Below are 17,950 nucleotides of genomic sequence, written 5' to 3' on the forward strand. Positions count from 1 at the left end.
AGCATGCGCTGCGGGAGCTTCTGGCTGCCGTCCATCGCGATCTGCCAGGTGCGATGCTTTAACGCCGGGTTGCTGAAGCGCTCGAGAAGACCGTCGGCATAGCCCGTCAGATCGACGCCTTCAATAGAGAGCGTCGGCGCCTGTTCATCGAGCATCAGCCGGCGCGCGGCGGCGCGCAGCACCTCATCCTGCATGCAGTCGCTGATATGCGCATTGCCCGCAAGGTAGCCGAGCCACGCGAGGAAAGAGTGGCTGCCGTTGAGCATTCGCAGCTTCATCTGCTCCCAGGGCAGCACGTTGTCGGTCATCTGCACGCCGGCGGTTTCCCACGCCGGGCGGCCGGCGACAAAGTTATCTTCAACCACCCACTGAATAAACGGCTCGCAGCTGATGGCGCAGGGATCTTCGACGCCCAGCGCGGCGCTGATTTCCGCCAGCGACTCGTCGGTGGCGGCGGGAACGATGCGGTCGACCATCGTGCCGGGGAAGCTGACCCGTTCAGCAATCCACTGCGCCAGCTCGGGGCTGCGTTTCTGTGCCATTCCCAGCACGGCGTTTTTCACCACGTGGCCATTGTCGGGAATGTTATCGCAGGAGAGCACGGTAAACGGCGGCAGTCGGCGCTCGCGACGGCGGGCAAGCGCCTCGACCAAAATGCCCGGCACCGACTGCGGCAGCGTCGGGTTATCCAGATCGTGCACGATGCGCGGCTGTTTGAGATCCAGCAACCCGCTTGCCGGGTCGATGCAGTAGCCTTTTTCAGTAATGGTCAGAGAGACGATAGCGACCTGCGGTTCGCAAAACTTCTCGATTATCGCCGGGAGCGAATCGAGTTTAGCGTTCAGGCATTCGTGCACCGCGCCGACCACGATAGCCTTATTGCCCTGCGCCCCTTTCTCCAGCACGGTAAACAGGTGATCCTGCTGGCGGAGCTGGCTCATCAGCCGATCGCCGCTGAACAGACTTATTTCGCAGATCCCCCAGTCGCCGCCGCTGGCGTTTAGCACCCGGTCGGTAAGCAGCGCCTGGTGCGCGCGATGAAAGGCGCCAAACCCAAAGTGCACAATACGCGAGCGCAGCTGGCTGCGATCGTAGCGGGGAAGCTGCACGTCTTCCGGTAGCGTAGCTGTAGCAATAGTCGTCATTCTTTACACACCTGATTAACCAATGATTAACACGGCCAGTGTAAAGTTATATGACAACAAATTAAATTGGTGAGCCGTATTTATACGCTTAGTGTGAGCTGGATCAATCAATTCAGCGGGATAAATTGACCCTCTGGCGGAAGCCTGTATGGTAGTCGTCATTGATGTTCGCATTATTGGTATAACAACTTTAAAGGGGTATAGCGATGGAGCAAACCTGGCGTTGGTACGGACCGAACGATCCGGTATCGCTTGATGATGTACGACAGGCCGGCGCGACGGGCGTGGTTACCGCGTTGCACCATATTCCGAACGGGCAGGTATGGCCCGTTGCAGAGATTAAGCAGCGTCAGGCGCTGCTGGCGGAAAAAGGGCTGACGTGGTCGGTGGTCGAAAGCATCCCGGTGCATGAAGAGATTAAAACCCATAGCGGGCAATATGCAGCCTGGATTGCCAACTACCAGCAGAGCATCCGCAACCTTGCGGCCTGCGGGATCGATACCGTCTGCTACAACTTTATGCCGATCCTCGACTGGACGCGTACCGATCTGGAGTATCAGCTAGCGGACGGCTCGAAGGCGCTGCGCTTTGATCACATCGCTTTTGCCGCCTTTGAGCTGCATATCCTGCAGCGCGCCGGCGCGGAGGCCGACTACAGCGAAGAGGAGCGGCGCCAGGCGCAGGCTTACTTTACGGCGATGAGCGCGGCGGAAGTGGAAAAGCTGACCCGCAATATTATTGCCGGCCTGCCGGGAGCCGAAGAGGGCTACACCCTCGATCGGTTCCGCGCGCGCCTGGCCGAATATGACCATATTAATAAAGCGCAGCTGCGTGAGAATATGGCCGTTTTCCTGCGCGCCATCGTGCCGGTATGTGAAGAGGTGGGCGTGCGCCTGGCCGTTCACCCGGACGATCCGCCGCGTCCAATCCTTGGCCTGCCGCGCATCGTGTCGACCATCGAGGATATGCAGTGGCTGAAAGAGGTTGTTGATAGCATTAACAACGGTTTTACCATGTGTACCGGCTCCTACGGCGTGCGCGCCGACAACGACCTGGTGAAGATGATTGAAACCTTCGGCGATCGTATTCACTTCACCCATCTGCGTTCGACCTGCCGCGAAGAGAACCCAAAAACATTCCACGAGGCGGCGCACCTGAACGGCGACGTCAATATGGTGGCGGTGGTGAATGCGATCCTCAGCGAAGAGCTGCGCCGCAAGCGCGCCGGCGATCTGCGGCCGATCCCGTTCCGCCCGGATCATGGCCATCAGATGCTGGACGATCTGCGTAAGAAAACCAACCCGGGATATTCGGCGATCGGTCGCCTGAAGGGGATGGCGGAAGTGCGCGGCGTTGAGCTGGCGCTGAAGATGACGAAGTACCCGGAACTGCTGTAGGTCACACGGCACGTCGGATAAAAAAATGCCCGTCAGCGGCGATGCTGGCGGGCATTTTTGCGTTGATTATCGGTGATTAAGCCGCCGTTCGATTAGTCGGCGCGGCCCATATAGCGGCTCTCTTCGATATGGATACGAATGCGTTCGCCCGAGCTCAGGTATTCAGGAACCTGCACCACGAGGCCGGTGCTCAGGGTTGCCGGTTTGTTGCGCGCGCTGGCGGATGCGCCCTTGATGCCCGGTGCGGTTTCAACAATCTCCAGATCGACGGTCTGCGGCAGCTCCAGCGCCAGCAGCTGGCCGTCCCAGGTTAGAACCTGCATGTCCGGCATGCCGCCTTCCGGAATAAACAGCAGCTCTTCTTCAATCTGCTCTTTGGTGAAGATATACGGGGTGTAATCTTCTTTATCCATAAACACGTATTCGTTGCCGTCGACGTAGGAGAAGTCAACGTAGCGGCGGGTCAGGGTCACGGTATCGACAATGTCGTCGCCCTTAAAGCGTTCTTCAACCTTCAGACCGGTACGTACGTCGGCGAAACGCATTTTGTACAGCGTTGCTGCGCCACGGGCGCTCGGTGACTGAATATCAATATTTTTTACAATCAGCAGCTTGCCGTTGTAATTCAGCACCATACCTTTTTTAATTTCATTCGCTCTTGGCATTGCGGTAATCCTGTAACTTAAAGGGTCAAAATATCGCGTAAAACTACTCGCGCCGGGGCTTTCAGGCAAGTGGAATTCGCGCGTTTTGCTATCTTCGGATAAAACGTTTAGGCTGCGTCTGAAAAAGCACCGTTAAGAGAGCCATCTATGGAATGTCGTACTGACTGCGGTGCCTGCTGTATCGCCCCCTCTATCTCATCCCCGATCCCCGGCATGCCTGACGGCAAGCCCGCGAACACGCGCTGCGTCCAGCTGTCGGCGGGCAACCTGTGCAATATCTTTGGCTCCCCGCTGCGCCCCAAGGTTTGCGGCAGCCTGCAGCCGGAGCGCGAGATGTGCGGAACCCGGCGCGATGAGGCAATGGCGTACCTTATTCATCTCGAACGGCTCACCGCCGGCTAGCGGCGCCGTTTTATCCCCGCGGCTTAAATATCCCTGATGCGCCACAGGCACAGCTGGGCGATCGCCCCCATGCCGAGCGCGATCCAGAATACCGCGTGATAGCTCCAGATCTCGGCGACCACGCCGGCCAGCGACCCGGCAATAATCCAGCCGACGCGGATGGTATTCGCATACAGCGTGGTCGCTGCACCCGCCTGACCCGGCATTAAATCCTGAAAATAGAGCATGCCGATTCCCGCGAGGATGCCAATAAAAATGGCGTTCAGCAGCTGTAAAGCCAGCAGCAGCCCGGGCGTGTGGGCCAGCAGCATGCCGACGTAAAACAGCAGCCCGGCGACGGCGGCCACGCGCATCAGAAAACGCTTGCCGAAACGGCGGGCGTAATAGCCGGCGATCAGCATCGTCGGAATTTCAAGACCGGCGGCGGCGCCCATCATTAATCCGGCCAGCTTCTCCGGCAGGCGCAGCTCATTAATGATATAGAGCGGCATATTAATGATGTAGAGGCTGTTGATCCCCCACATCAGGGTGCAGACGCTGAACAGCAGCAGCGCGTCGCGGCGATGGGTGCGCGGCGCTTCCAGCTGGCCCGACGCCGCCCTCGGCTCTTTGCGCATGCTGGGCAGAAAGAACCACACTATCGCCCCGCAGAATACGAAGGCGACGGCGGCGCTGAGGTACATCACGGTAAAGCCGAAGCCCATCGCCAGCGCGTAGGCCAGCGGCGGGCCGATCACCCATGCCAGCGACACCTGGGCGCGCAGAATCGAGCTGAACATCACCGCCTCGCGGCCGGTTTTATCCGCATGCTCGCGGGCAAGGGCGAACATCTGCGGGTTGGCGGTGGAGCCGAAGCTGCTGAGGAATACCCCGACGAAAAGCAGAACAAAGTAGCTGCGGTTCCATGCAAACAGCAGGCAGGCCAGCACGCCCAGCAGGCAGCAGAAGACGATCAGCTGCTTACGATCCCCACGGCGGTCCGAGCGGCCGGCGAGAAACTGGCTTACCAGAATGCCGATGACCGCGCTGCCGGTAAAAAAGAAGCCGACCATAGCCGGGCGCACGTGCACTTCATTGGTCAAAAACAGGCTCAGGGTGGGCGTTTGCAACGCGCCGGCAATCCCGGTCAGAAAGGCGACTATCAGGAAGGCGGAAGAGGTTAAATCGAACCCGCGTCGGGGAAGGGCGGCGCTGCTGTTTTGCATGTGCGGTTATCTGTGGTTTCAGGAGTCGCGAAGTTTACGCCGCCCGTCAGAAAATGAACAGTAGTATGGCACTAATAAATCAAAAAGGCGTTTCAAAAAGTTGCGTTCAGCAAAATGCTGAAGCTGAGGTCGTTCTTGCGGTACGACTTCAGCAAAAATGTGCGGTATCTCTAACTTCTGTTATCAGGTTGGTAACTTATCTTGCGCGGTGATTAAGAAAGGTACAGACTCATTGAAACGTTTCAGCGTCATTCAGGTGTTTCTTCAGCAGCACGGTGACGGTTTTTTTCACCAGGCAGCTGAAACGATTCAACTCAGCAGGAGAGGAGATCCATGTTCCAGTTATCTGTGCAGGATATTCATCCCGGCCAGCAGGCCGGTAATAAAGAAGAGGCAATTCGGCAGGTTGCTTCTGCGCTGGTAAGCGCAGGCAACGTGGCGGAAGGCTACGTTAACGGGATGCTGGCGCGCGAGCAGCAGACCTCTACTTTCCTTGGTAACGGGATTGCAATTCCGCACGGTACCACCGACACGCGCGACCAGGTGCTGAAAACCGGCGTTCAGGTCTATCAGTTCCCGCAGGGCGTGACTTGGGGGGAAGGGCAGACGGCCTATGTTGCCATCGGTATCGCCGCCAGTTCTGATGAACATCTCGGGCTACTGCGTCAGCTGACGCACGTGCTAAGCGATGATTCTGTCGCCGAGCAGCTCAGGTCTGCCACCACGGCGGAAGAGCTGCGCGCCCTGCTGATGGGTGAAAAGCAGAGCGAGATGCTGAAGCTGGATAACGACACGCTGAGCCTCGATATCGCCGCCAGCGATCTGCTGACCCTGCAGGCGCTGAACGCCGCGCGGCTGAAAGAAGCCGGCGCCGTTGACGCCGCGTTCGTCAGCCGCACCATTAACGATAAGCCGCTGAACCTGGGTCAGGGCATCTGGCTGAACGACAGCGCGGAAGGCAACCTGCGCAGCGCCGTTGCCGTGAGCCGTGCCGCCAGCGCATTTACCGCCGATGACCAGCCGGTCTCTCTGCTGATTACCGTCGCCATGGCCGACGAGCAGCCGACCGCGGTGCTCGGTCGCCTGAGCAATCTGCTGATTGATAAAAAAGCTGACCGTCTGCTGAAGGCCGACAGCGCCACGCTGCTGGCGCTGCTGACCAGCGATGATGCGATTGCCGAGGACGTGCTGAGCGCTGAATTTGTCGTGCGCAACGAGCACGGGCTGCACGCGCGTCCGGGCACTATGCTGGTTAATACCATCAAACAGTTTTCCAGCGACATTACCGTCACCAACCTCGACGGTTCCGGCAAGCCGGCCAACGGCCGCAGCCTGATGAAGGTCGTGGCGCTGGGAGTGAAAAAAGGTCACCGTCTGCGCTTTACCGCCCAGGGTGAAGATGCGCAACAGGCGCTGGATGCGATTGGCGAAGCTATCGCCGCAGGCCTTGGGGAGGGCGCATAAATGAGCAGACGTGTAGCAACGATTACTTTAAACCCGGCATACGATCTGGTGGGTTTCACCCCGGAAGTTGAGCGCGGCGAAGTCAACCTCGTCCGCACCACTGGCCTGCACGCGGCCGGAAAAGGCATCAACGTCGCCAAGGTTCTGAAAGACCTCGGTATTGACGTCACCGTCGGCGGCTTCCTCGGGAAAGATAACCAGGACGGTTTTCAGCAGCTGTTTAGCGAGCTGGGAATTGCCAACCGTTTTCAGGTTGTGCAGGGCCGTACCCGCATTAACGTCAAGCTGACGGAAAAAGACGGCGAAGTCACCGACTTTAACTTCTCCGGCTTCGAGGTCACTCAGGGTGACTGGGAGCGCTTCGTCAATGATTCCCTGAGCTGGCTGGGTCAGTTCGACATGGTTTGCGTCAGCGGCAGCCTGCCGTCAGGCGTCAGCCCTGAGGCCTTCACCGACTGGATGATTCGCCTGCGCAGCCAGTGCCCGTGCATTATTTTCGATAGCAGCCGCGAAGCGCTGGTTGCCGGCCTGAAGGCGGCACCGTGGTTAGTGAAGCCAAACCGCCGCGAGCTGGAGATTTGGGCCGGCCGCAAGCTGCCTGAAATGAAAGACGTGATTGACGCCGCCCACGCGCTGCGCGAGCAGGGGATTGCCCACGTGGTTATCTCGCTGGGTGAAGAGGGCGCGCTGTGGGTTAACGCCTCCGGCGAATGGATTGCCAAGCCGCCTTCAGTCGAAGTGGTCAGCACCGTTGGCGCCGGCGATTCTATGGTTGGCGGCCTGATTTACGGCCTGCTGATGCGTGAATCCAGCGAGCATACTCTGCGCCTGGCCACGGCCGTTGCGGCCCTGGCGGTGAGCCAGAGCAACGTTGGTATTACCGATCGTACCCAGTTGGCCGCAATGATGGCGCGCGTCGACTTACAACCGTTTAATTGACAGCAGGAGAGGCATAATGAAAACGCTGCTGATTATTGATGCCGGACTCGGACAGGCTCGCGCCTATATGGCGAAAACCCTGCTGGGCACCGCGGCGCAAAAAGCGCAACTCGAACTGATTGATAACCCGAACGATGCGGAGCTGGCTATCGTCCTCGGCTCAGCGCTGCCTGCTGACAGCGCGCTGAACGGTAAAAAGGTGTACCTCGGTGATATTAACCGCGCCGTTGCCCACCCGGAGCTGTTCCTCGGCGAGGCGAAAAGCCATGCCACTCCTTACGCCGCGCCGGCCGCGGCGCCCGCTGCGGCCAGCGGCCCGAAACGCATTGTCGCCGTGACCGCCTGCCCAACCGGCGTGGCGCATACCTTTATGGCCGCAGAGGCTATCGAAACCGAAGCGAAAAAACGCGGCTGGTGGGTGAAGGTTGAAACGCGCGGCTCCGTCGGCGCGGGCAATGCGATCACGCCAGAAGAGGTGGCGCAGGCCGATCTGGTTATCGTTGCTGCGGATATTGAAGTTGACCTGGCGAAGTTTGCCGGTAAGCCAATGTATCGCACGACGACCGGCCTGGCGCTGAAGAAGACCGCCCAGGAGTTTGAAAAGGCGCAGCTGGAAGCCAAACCGTATCAGCCTTCCGGGCAGAGCGGACAGCAGGCGGATAGCGCGAAGAAAGAGGGCGGCGGCGCCTATCGCCACCTGCTGACCGGCGTCTCCTACATGCTGCCGATGGTGGTGGCGGGCGGCCTGTGTATCGCGCTCTCCTTCGCCTTCGGGATTAAAGCATTTGAAGTGAAGGATACGCTGGCGGCGGCGCTGATGCAGATCGGCGGCGGTTCAGCCTTTGCGCTGATGGTTCCGGTGCTGGCGGGCTTTATTGCCTTCTCCATCGCCGACCGTCCGGGCCTGACGCCGGGTCTTATCGGCGGTATGCTGGCGGTGAGCGGCGGTTCCGGCTTTATCGGCGGGATCATCGCGGGCTTCCTCGCCGGCTACGTGGCTAAGCTTATCAGCAAGAAGCTGAAACTGCCGCCGAGCATGGAAGCGCTGAAACCGATTCTGATCATTCCGCTGGTTTCCAGCCTGATTGTCGGTCTGGCGATGATCTACCTGATCGGCAAGCCGGTTGCCGGTATCCTGGCGGGCCTGACCCACTGGCTGCAAACTATGGGGACGGCTAACGCGGTCCTGCTGGGAGCCATCCTTGGGGCAATGATGTGTACCGATATGGGCGGTCCGGTGAACAAAGCGGCGTACGCCTTTGGCGTCGGGCTGCTGAGTACCCAGACCTACGCGCCGATGGCGGCGATTATGGCGGCGGGTATGGTTCCACCGCTGGCGATGGGTATCGCCACGCTGGTTGCGCGCAACAAGTTTGACAAAGGCCAGCGCGAAGGCGGTAAAGCGGCCCTGGTTCTCGGACTGTGCTTCATCTCCGAAGGGGCCATTCCGTTCGCCGCCCGTGACCCGATGCGCGTTCTGCCATGCTGTATCGTCGGTGGGGCGGTAACCGGTGCCATCTCCATGGCCATTGGTGCCAAACTGATGGCGCCGCACGGCGGTCTGTTTGTTCTGCTGATCCCTGGCGCCATTACGCCGGTGCTCGGCTACCTGCTGGCGATTGTTGCCGGTACGCTGGTTGCCGGTCTCTCCTACGCGGTGCTGAAGCGTCCGGAAGTGCAGGCGGTTGAAAAAGCGGCCTGAGTGAAACCTTGATAAGCAAAAGGGCCGATAATTCGGCCCTTTCTTTTTTTAGCCGTTAGGATTATCCCGGCATCGACCTCAGGCCGAGGCTTCCGCCGTTTGCTGCGCCCGCAGCCAGGCAATCTCTTCCGCCCAGATATCGGGATTCACGGTCTCAAGGATCAGCGGAATACCGTCAAAACGACTGTCCTGCATGATCCAGCGGAAAGCGTCGTGGCCGATATTGCCTTCGCCGAGGCTGTGGTGGCGGTCGACGCGGCTGCCGAAGGTGCTTTTGGCATCGTTGAGGTGCATCCCGCGCAGGTATTTGAAGCCGACGATGCGCTCGAAGTCGGCAAAGGTTTTCTCACACTCTTCGGCGCTGCGCAGATCGTATCCGGCGGCAAAGGCGTGACAGGTGTCAATGCATACGCCGACGCGGGATTTATCCTCCACGCCGTCGATAATGGCGGCCAGATGTTCAAACTTAAACCCAAGATTGCTGCCCTGGCCGGCGGTGTTTTCGATAACTGCGGTCACGCCTGCGGTTTTTTCCAGCGCGATATTGATCGAGCGGGAAATGCGCGCCAGGCACTCCTCTTCCGCTATCTGCTGCAGATGGCTGCCGGGATGGAAGTTCAGCAGCGTTAGCCCCAGCTGCTGGCAGCGGGTCAGCTCATCAATAAAGGCTTCACGGGATTTTTCCAGCGCCTCTTCGACCGGGTGGCCGAGGTTGATCAGATAGCTATCGTGCGGCAGGATTTGCCCGGGAGCGAAACGGTATTTTTCGCAGGCGGCTTTGAATTCAGCAATGGTTTCGTCGCTCAGCGGCGCGGCGCGCCACTGGCGCTGGTTCTTGGTGAAGAGGGCGAAGGCGGTCGCACCGATTTCGGCTGCGCGAATGGCGGCATTGGCCACTCCGCCGGAGGCGCTGACGTGCGCTCCAATATATTTCATAAAAAACTCCAGTTAAGCCGCTGCGGGGTGGGTAATGATAGCGGCTTAACCGAAGAGTTACATCATCCTTAACATAGCCGTCATACTTCAGGCCATCAGGGCGTGAACCGCCAGGTTAATCGCGCTGCCGCCGACAATCAGCCAGACGAACAGCATTAATGCCATCAGCAGCGGTTTGGCGCCGGCTTTTTTCAGCGCGCTAACGTGAGTGGTCAACCCCAGCGCGGCCATCGCCATCGCCAGCAGCACGGTATCGAGCGTCACCAGCGCGTCGACCGCCGCTTTTGGCAGCAGGTGGAAGGAGTTAAATACCGCCACCAGGATGAACATAATGGCAAACCACGGGATGGTGATTTTGCTTTTCTCACCGCTGCCGGCCGGGGCCAGCTGCTTAACGCGGGCGGCGAGGAACAGCAGGAACGGTGCCAGCATCATGACGCGCAGCATTTTGGCAATCACCGCCGCGTTCTCAGCGTCCGGGCTCACCGCATGGCCTGCCGCAACCACCTGCGCCACTTCATGCATGGTCGAGCCCATATAGATGCCGTAGGCTTCCGGCGTAAACCAGTGCGCCAGCAGCGGATACATCGCCGGATAGAGGAAGATAGCCAGGGTGCCGAAAATCACCACCGTGGCCACGGCGACGGTCACCTTGCTGGCCTCGGCCTTCACCACCGGTTCCGTTGCCAGAATCGCCGCCGCGCCGCAGATGCTGCTGCCGGCGCCAATCAGCCAGCTGGTGTGCTTATCCAGGCCGAAGATTTTCTGCCCGAGGATGCAGGCGATAAAAAAGGTGCTGGTCAGCGTCAGAACGTCAATGGCAATGCCGCTCACGCCAACGTCGGCAATCTGCGCGAACGTCAGGCGAAAGCCGTATAAAATAATACCGAGACGCAGCAGATGCTGTTTGGCAAAGATCACGCCGCCGTCGCAGGGCTGCCATATTTTGGGATAGAGCGTATTGCCGACGACCATGCCGAACAGGATGGCCAGCGTCAGGGCGCTGAAGCCGGCGCCGGCGATAGCGGGAAAGCTGCCCGCCCAGAGCGCTGCGCCGGTCACCACGGCGGTAAGCGCCAGCCCTGGGACAAAATGCCACAGCGTGCGATGTTTTATCGGTAAAGTGAGTGCTGTCATAACCTTCTCCTTTGTCTGCGTAAAGATTACGACGCGCTGGTTTAAATATAAAATTGATTATATATTTATAATCAATCGTAATAAGTGGTAAACAAGCCTCTTCGCGGCTCGGTACGGCGCTACGCGCCGATGGTCGGGACGGCGAAGAGTGATGTCGGATAGACGAGCAAGGAAGGGTTATGCATATCACGCTACGGCAGCTGGAAGTGTTTGCTGAAGTTCTCAAGAGCGGTTCAACCACCCAGGCGTCGCAAATGCTGGCGCTTTCGCAGTCGGCGGTCAGCGCGGCGCTGACCGATCTGGAAGGGCAGCTGGGCGTGCAGCTTTTCGATCGCGTCGGCAAGCGGCTGGTGGTCAACGAGCACGGCAGGCTGCTCTATCCGCGCGCGCTGGCGCTGCTGGAACGTGCCGTTGAAATCGAGCAGCTGTTTCGCGGCGATAACGGCGCGATCCGCGTTTATGCCAGCAGCACTATCGGCAACTATATATTGCCGGAAATCATTGCCCGCTACCGCCGCGATTTTCCCGATCTGCCGCTGGAGCTGAGCGTCGGCAACAGCCAGGACGTGATTAACGCCGTGGCCGATCTGCGGGTGGATATCGGTCTGATTGAGGGGCCGTGCCACGCGGCGGATATCATCGCCGAACCCTGGCTGGCGGACGAGCTGGTGGTGTTTGCCGCTCCCGGATCGCCGCTGCTGGAGGGCGAAGTGACGCTGCAGCGGCTGGCGGAGGCGCCGTGGATCCTGCGCGAGCACGGCTCGGGCACCCGAGAGATTGTCGACTATTTACTGCTATCGCATCTGCCGGCGTTTCAGCTGGGGATGGAGCTTGGCAACTCTGAGGCGATCAAGCATGCGGTACGTCACGGCCTCGGGATCAGCTGCCTTTCGCGGCGGGTGATCGCCGAACAGCTGGAGGTGGGATCGCTGGTTGAGCTGAGCGTGCCGCTGCCGCCGTTAACCCGCACCCTGTGGCGGATCCATCATCGCCAGAAGCATATTTCCAAAGCGTTACAGCGCTTTCTGCGCTACTGCGAGGTGTGAAAATGGTGGATCCAGCGCGCTCGCCTGAAGAGGGGCGGGTGATTATTGCTGGCAATTCCGCGATTTAGTGCTTTACTAATAATCCATGTTCGATCATGAACCTCTCTTATAACTTTGTATTTGTACCGGATGGATCGCCGATCGTCTGCTACAATCTCGCCTCGTTTTTTTGATGGATAGCATTTTCACATGGTTTCGGATACTAAAACCACAGAAGCGCCCGGCCTACGCCGTGAACTGAAGGCGCGTCACTTGACCATGATCGCTATTGGCGGTTCCATCGGTACAGGTCTTTTCGTTGCATCCGGTGCAACTATTTCCCAGGCAGGCCCCGGCGGCGCGCTGCTTTCTTATATTCTGATCGGTCTGATGGTCTATTTCCTGATGACCAGCCTTGGCGAGCTGGCGGCGTTTATGCCGGTGTCCGGCTCCTTTGCCACCTACGGTCAGAACTATGTTGAAGAGGGCTTCGGCTTCGCGCTGGGCTGGAACTACTGGTATAACTGGGCGGTGACCATCGCCGTTGACCTCGTTGCCTCGCAGCTGGTCATGACCTACTGGTTCCCCGACGCCCCGGGCTGGATCTGGAGCGCGCTGTTCCTCGGCATAATGTTCCTGCTGAACTGGATCTCGGTCAAAGGCTTCGGTGAAGCAGAGTACTGGTTCTCGCTGATCAAGGTCGCCACCGTCATCATCTTTATTGTTGTTGGCGTGATGATGATCGTCGGCATCTTTGAAGGCGCACAGCCGGCGGGCTGGAGCAACTGGGGTATCGACGATGCGCCGTTTGCCGGCGGCTTTGCGGCGATGATTGGTGTGGCGATGATCGTCGGCTTCTCGTTCCAGGGCACCGAGCTTATCGGCATCGCTGCGGGTGAATCAGAAAACCCGGAGAAGAACATTCCGCGCGCCGTGCGCCAGGTGTTCTGGCGTATTCTGCTGTTCTACGTGTTCGCGATTTTAATCATCAGCCTGATTATCCCTTATACCGATCCGAGCCTGCTGCGTAACGACGTGAAGGATATCTCCGTCAGTCCGTTTACCCTGGTGTTCCAGCATGCGGGTCTGCTGTCTGCGGCGGCGATCATGAACGCGGTGATCCTGACGGCGGTGCTGTCGGCGGGCAATTCCGGAATGTACGCCTCCACGCGTATGCTCTACACCCTGGCCTGCGATGGCAAAGCGCCGCGTATCTTCGCTAAGCTGTCGCGCGGCGGCGTGCCGCGTAACGCGCTGTATGCCACCACCGTCGTGGCGGCGCTGTGCTTCCTGAGCTCAATGTTTGGCAACCAGACCGTTTACCTGTGGCTGCTGAATACCTCAGGGATGACCGGCTTTATCGCCTGGCTGGGGATCGCCATCAGCCACTATCGTTTCCGCCGCGGCTACGTGCTGCAGGGCAACGATATCAACGATCTGCCGTATCGTTCCGGGTTCTTCCCGCTTGGGCCGATCTTCGCCTTTGTCCTGTGCCTGATTATCACTCTCGGCCAGAACTACGAAGCGTTCCTGAAAGACACCATTGACTGGGGCGGCGTGGCGGCAACCTATATCGGTATTCCGCTGTTCCTGGTTATCTGGTTTGGCTATAAGCTTGCCAAAGGCACCCGTTTTGTCCGCTATAGCGAAATGAAGTTCCCGCAGCGTTTTAAGCAGTAGCGTTATTGATTGCGCCATAAAAAAACCCCGGATTCCCGGGGTTTTTTTCGTCATTAGATAATCAGAATCAGATAATCAGAAGCTATAGGTCAGGCCCACGGTATAGCGGCGGCCGTCGAGTACGGTATCGTAGGTATCGTAAGCAATCTGCTTATCGAGAACGTTATACACCCCGGCGGAAACCAGCAGGTTTTTGTTGGCGTTGTAGCGTAAGCCCAGATCGACCTGCGTATAGGACGGCGTGCCTTGAGACATCGAGGTACGGCTCAGATACTCTGAGGTTTTCCCGCGGAAGTTCAAACGACTCCAGAAACCGACGTCAGGCGTGGCCTGCCAGTCCAGGGTGGTGTTGAACATGTTTTTCGGCATTTTATTTAAAGGCTTACCGGAGAACTGGCCGCTTTTTTGCTCTGACTGGGTATAGGTATAGTTCGCCGTCCAGTTCAGATCGCGAGTTATCTTCCAGCCGAAGGTTGATTCCACGCCGCGCATGTTAGCCTTGTCGACGTTGACGCGATCGCTAACGAAATCATAGCTGGTATTGCCGATGGTGCAGGCCGGGTCGGACTTGCTGCTACAGCGACGAACTTCGGTAATTTTATTTTTGAAGTCGGTGTTGAATAGCGTCAGGCCGGCGTTGAGGTTGTCGTTGTTATCCCACAGTAAAGCAATCTCTTCGCTCAGGCTTTTTTCCGGCTTCAGGTCCGGGTTACCGACGATAATACCGTCAAGACGGCCGCCGCCGGTGACCTGGCCCCAGTTGGCGGAGGACTGACGGAGATCCGGCGCGCGGTAGCCAGCGGAAACGCCGCCTTTCAGCGTCCACTGTTCGGCAAGATGCCATACGCCATAGCCGCGCGGCGTCCAGTTGGTGCCGTAGTTTTCATCTTTATCCATGCGCAGGCCGCCGGTGAGCGTAAAGCTCTCGGTCATCGCCCATTCGTCTTCCGCAAACAGCGCCCAGCTCCAGCGAGTCAGCTTACTTAGTCCATCCGCCGCTTCCAGCTGGTTGCCTTTATCGCTGAGCTTCTCATAGCGATACTGGCCGCCCAGCGTCAGGGTGTGATCGCCAAGGAAGACCTGATTCTGGTTATTGAGCGTCGTGTTGTACGACTTCATTTTGCGCCCGGGGTTGTTGGTCTCTTCCTGCTGGGCATAGCTGGTGGTGTTGAAGTGCTCATAGTAGCCGCTATGGGTCAGCGAGTAGGTGGTGTGTTCGTAGCGGGATTCGCTTTTGCTGTTTGGCTTACAGACGTCGCCGCGGCAGCTCTCCTCCGCCATCGACATTCCCGGCGTGCTGTTGCGGTCCTGCAGTTCGCGCGCATAGTCGAGATCGAAGTCGTTTTTGTCGTCAGGCGTGAAGTTCAGCGTGACGCCGCCGTTGCGCATTTTCTGCTCATTGAAGCCGTTTTCGATTTTATCTTCCGCGCGGCGGGAGAGCAGGCCGGTGACTTTCGCCCCCAGTAGCCCGTCAATCAGCGGGCCAGAAGCGTAGACGTTGGTCTGGAACAGATCGCCAGAATCATTGTTTTCCTGGAACGTTGCGTCGCCGTGCAGCGAGCCTGTCCAGGCTTTGGTGTTCGAGATTTTTTTGGTAATGACGTTAATCACCCCGCCCATGGCATCGGAGCCATAGAGTGAGGACATTGGTCCGCGGATAACTTCGATCCGTTCAATGGACTCCAGAGGCGGCAGCCAGCCCTGTTCGATTCCCGAGTTATCGCTGTTTGGGCGGGTGCTGCGGGTGCTGACGCGCTTGCCGTTCACGAGGAAAAGGGTGTACTGGGATGACATGCCGCGGATGCTGATATCGCTGCTGCTTCCGCCACCTGTGACCACCACACCGGGGACGTCTTTTAGCGCATCGGTAACGTCGCGGTAGGCCTTATCTTCAATCTGCTGTTTGGATATTACGGAGATTGAGGCCGGCGCATTCTGGATTTTTTGTTCAAAACCGGTGGCCGTCACGACCATGGTGTCTGAATCAGCTGCGTGAACAAGCGGTGAGATGGTGGCTGCGTAAATGGCAGCGGCCAGTACCTTAACGCGAGGTATAGTCATTTTTACATTCCATTTCAATGAATAAATCTCCATCGGGATAACCCTGAGAACCGTATTTATTTGTCTTGTAAGAACTCTGAATGATGGAGAGAAGAAGGAGGGATTGTACAAAAAAATGTTTTTTTGTAAACATTAATGATAATTGAAATCATTTGTATTTACTTTGTAATGAGATAAATGATTTTAAAATCAGAAGGATAGAAGTGTGTAAAGGTGGAGGGCATCAGCCCTCCTGTTTTATTTGATGAGATATTGGGCGTGAAAACGCAGATGGTCTTCGATAAAGGAAGCAATAAAGTAGTAGCTATGATCGTAGCCGGGTTGAATTCTCAGGGTCAGCGGCCACGCCTTTTGACGCGCAACTTCGGCCAGCACCGCCGGCTGCAGCTGCTGGGCGAGGAACGAATCGCTGTCGCCCTGATCGATAAGCGTGGGGATCGCGTCGCTGGCCTGGCTTGCCTGCATCAATGCACAGCTGTCCCACGCCTGCCAGCTGGCTTCGTCGGCGCCCAAATAGGCGCTAAACGCTTTTTGCCCCCACGGCACCTGGGCAGGGTTAACGATCGGCGCAAAGGCCGACACGCTGGCGAAACGGCCAGGGTTCTTCAGTGCTATAATAAGCGCACCGTGACCGCCCATTGAGTGGCCGCTGATTGCGCAGCGATCGCTGACGTTAAACTGCGCGCTAATCAGCTGCGGCAGCTCGTCGCGAAGATAATCGTACATGCGAAAATGCGCGGACCACGGCGCTTCGGTGGCGTTGAGATAAAACCCCGCGCCTTTGCCCAGATCGTAGGCGCTATCGTCGGCGACGCTATCGCCGCGCGGGCTGGTATCCGGCATCACCAGGACCAGGCCTAGCTCGGCCGCGATGCGCTGAGCGCCGGCTTTGGTGGTAAAGTTCTCATCGTTGCAGGTCAGGCCGGAGAGCCAGTACACAACCGGCGGCGGCGCGGTATCGCGCTGCGGGGGTAAGAAGATGCTGAACGTCATTGAACAGTTCAGCGTGGTGGAGTCATGTCGCCAGCGTTGCTGCCGACCTTCATAACAGCGATGCTCTTCAAGCAATTCCATGCCGGGCTCCTCAGAAAAGGGGATACGCGAGTCTGCAGACCCTACTTTACGGATATAAGCGGTAGCGGCCGCGGGATGATTCTGCGTATGTGGACGTAATTTTTCATCATACAGATATTTCATACACTCGTGAGCAACTTTCACTTCCTCCTTTCGGGAACATATTGCATCATTAATGCAACTTTTAGCCAACATGCTCCGGCGGCTGTGCTATTGAGAATGACGCAAAGTCGTTCTTTTATTCGGGAAGTGGCAACTGGCGGGCGTTAGACGATTGACAGGCGCGACGTGGAAGAGGTGAGACCGGAAGCGCACTATCAATAGGTAACGCAAATTTCAATAATTATCGTTTCGGCTACTAGATTATGTGCGCTACCTCACGCACAATGCATGCAAACTTTGCCCTCAGAAGAGCAAAGAGCGCCACACCTGCAGGAGAACATAAATGTCATCACTGAGCAAAGAAGCCATACTCGTTCATGAAGCGCTGGTCGCTCGTGGGCTGGAGACGCCGTTGCGTCCGCCAGTACAAGAAATAGATAATGAAACTCGCAAGCGTCTGATTGCCGGACACATGACTGAGATTATGCAGCTGCTGAATCTTGATCTTAGTGATGACAGTCTGATGGAAACCCCGCATCGCATCGCTAAAATGTATGTCGATGAGATCTTTTCCGGACTGGACTACGCCAGGTTCCCCAAAATCACCGTCATCGAGAACAAGATGCAGGTTGATGAAATGGTTACCGTGCGCGATATCACCCTGACCAGCACCTGCGAACACCACTTCGTGACGATTGATGGTAAAGCGACGGTTGCCTATATTCCGAAAGATTCGGTCATTGGCCTGTCGAAAATCAACCGCATCGTGCAGTTCTTCTCCCAGCGCCCGCAGGTGCAGGAGCGCCTGACGCAGCAGATTTTAACCGCGCTGCAGACCCTGCTGGGCACCAGCAACGTGGCGGTATCGATTGATGCGGTGCATTACTGCGTGAAGGCGCGCGGTATTCGCGATGCAACCAGCGCCACCACAACCACCTCGCTGGGCGGCCTGTTTAAATCCAGCCAGAATACCCGCCAGGAGTTCCTGCGCGCCGTACGTCACCACAGCTAAAATC

General features: G+C 57.8%; 15 protein-coding genes. 8 read left to right on the forward strand and 7 right to left on the reverse strand.

The window, feature by feature from the left end:
* Positions 1–1,145, reverse strand: a 1,145-nt coding sequence (locus tag PFH44_RS09805) for a mannitol dehydrogenase family protein (protein WP_283824912.1), incomplete at its 3' end; no start/stop codon positions are given.
* A gap of 206 nt (positions 1,146–1,351) precedes the next feature.
* Between PFH44_RS09805 and uxuA the strand changes: the two genes are divergently transcribed.
* A complete protein-coding gene (gene uxuA, locus PFH44_RS09810; RefSeq protein WP_283824913.1) occupies positions 1,352–2,542 on the forward strand; it encodes a mannonate dehydratase in 1,191 nt (396 codons plus the stop codon).
* Positions 2,543–2,634: 92 nt separating this feature from the next.
* On the opposite strand, the gene yeiP is transcribed toward uxuA, so the two are convergent.
* Positions 2,635–3,207 (reverse strand): elongation factor P-like protein YeiP, encoded by a 573-nt coding sequence (gene yeiP, locus PFH44_RS09815; RefSeq protein WP_041146493.1) that lies wholly within the window; start codon positions 3,205–3,207, stop codon positions 2,635–2,637.
* 147 nt (positions 3,208–3,354) lie between these two features.
* Here yeiP and PFH44_RS09820 point away from each other — a divergent pair, with 147 nt between their 5' ends.
* The gene (locus tag PFH44_RS09820; RefSeq protein ID WP_041146492.1) at positions 3,355–3,609 is read left to right on the forward strand and encodes a YkgJ family cysteine cluster protein; all 255 of its coding nucleotides are present in this window, start codon (positions 3,355–3,357) and stop codon (positions 3,607–3,609) included.
* A 23-nt stretch (positions 3,610–3,632) separates the two neighbouring features.
* Here PFH44_RS09820 and setB read toward each other — a convergent pair whose 3' ends face one another.
* The gene (gene setB / locus PFH44_RS09825) at positions 3,633–4,814 is read right to left on the reverse strand and encodes a sugar efflux transporter SetB (protein ID WP_283824914.1); all 1,182 of its coding nucleotides are present in this window, start codon (positions 4,812–4,814) and stop codon (positions 3,633–3,635) included.
* A gap of 333 nt (positions 4,815–5,147) precedes the next feature.
* Here setB and fruB point away from each other — a divergent pair, with 333 nt between their 5' ends.
* Genes fruB through fruA form a run of 3 tightly spaced genes read left to right on the forward strand, consistent with a single transcriptional unit; the run spans position 5,148 to position 8,919 of the window.
* Positions 5,148–6,278, forward strand: a complete 1,131-nt coding sequence (fruB, locus tag PFH44_RS09830) for a fused PTS fructose transporter subunit IIA/HPr protein (protein WP_237375360.1) — start codon at positions 5,148–5,150, stop codon at positions 6,276–6,278.
* Entirely contained in the window at positions 6,279–7,217 is a 939-nt protein-coding gene (gene fruK, locus PFH44_RS09835; protein ID WP_045855895.1) for a 1-phosphofructokinase, read from the forward strand.
* A 16-nt stretch (positions 7,218–7,233) separates the two neighbouring features.
* Entirely contained in the window at positions 7,234–8,919 is a 1,686-nt protein-coding gene (gene fruA / locus PFH44_RS09840; protein ID WP_283824915.1) for a PTS fructose transporter subunit IIBC, read from the forward strand.
* Positions 8,920–8,997: 78 nt separating this feature from the next.
* Here the strand turns inward: fruA and nfo are convergent, their stop codons facing one another.
* Both nfo and PFH44_RS09850 read right to left on the reverse strand, forming a co-directional pair.
* Positions 8,998–9,855, reverse strand: a complete 858-nt coding sequence (gene nfo, locus PFH44_RS09845) for a deoxyribonuclease IV (protein WP_045855891.1) — start codon at positions 9,853–9,855, stop codon at positions 8,998–9,000.
* Between the two features lie 87 nt (positions 9,856–9,942).
* The gene (locus PFH44_RS09850; protein ID WP_283824916.1) at positions 9,943–10,992 is read right to left on the reverse strand and encodes a YeiH family protein; all 1,050 of its coding nucleotides are present in this window, start codon (positions 10,990–10,992) and stop codon (positions 9,943–9,945) included.
* A 179-nt stretch (positions 10,993–11,171) separates the two neighbouring features.
* Between PFH44_RS09850 and yieE the strand changes: the two genes are divergently transcribed.
* Positions 11,172–12,038, forward strand: coding sequence for a DNA-binding transcriptional regulator YeiE (yieE, locus tag PFH44_RS09855; RefSeq protein ID WP_045855887.1), 867 nt, complete (start codon positions 11,172–11,174; stop codon positions 12,036–12,038).
* Positions 12,039–12,227: 189 nt separating this feature from the next.
* On the forward strand, positions 12,228–13,697 hold the full coding sequence (locus PFH44_RS09860) for an amino acid permease (protein WP_283824917.1): 1,470 nt from the start codon (positions 12,228–12,230) through the stop codon (positions 13,695–13,697).
* A gap of 75 nt (positions 13,698–13,772) precedes the next feature.
* Here the strand turns inward: PFH44_RS09860 and PFH44_RS09865 are convergent, their stop codons facing one another.
* Together PFH44_RS09865 and fghA are read right to left on the reverse strand one after the other, a co-directional pair.
* Positions 13,773–15,758, reverse strand: coding sequence for a ligand-gated channel protein (locus tag PFH44_RS09865; protein ID WP_045855884.1), 1,986 nt, complete (start codon positions 15,756–15,758; stop codon positions 13,773–13,775).
* A gap of 237 nt (positions 15,759–15,995) precedes the next feature.
* Positions 15,996–16,832, reverse strand: a complete 837-nt coding sequence (fghA, locus tag PFH44_RS09870) for an S-formylglutathione hydrolase (RefSeq protein WP_283824918.1) — start codon at positions 16,830–16,832, stop codon at positions 15,996–15,998.
* 445 nt (positions 16,833–17,277) lie between these two features.
* Here fghA and folE point away from each other — a divergent pair, with 445 nt between their 5' ends.
* Positions 17,278–17,946: a GTP cyclohydrolase I FolE gene (folE, locus tag PFH44_RS09875; protein ID WP_041146481.1), complete on the forward strand. Its 669-nt coding sequence runs from the start codon at positions 17,278–17,280 to the stop codon at positions 17,944–17,946.
* The last annotated feature ends 4 nt before the right edge of the window (positions 17,947–17,950 follow it).

The sequence above is a fragment of the Klebsiella sp. Ech2A genome, assembly GCF_030078455.1.
GTDB classification, from domain to species: Bacteria; Pseudomonadota; Gammaproteobacteria; order Enterobacterales; family Enterobacteriaceae; genus Klebsiella; species Klebsiella terrigena.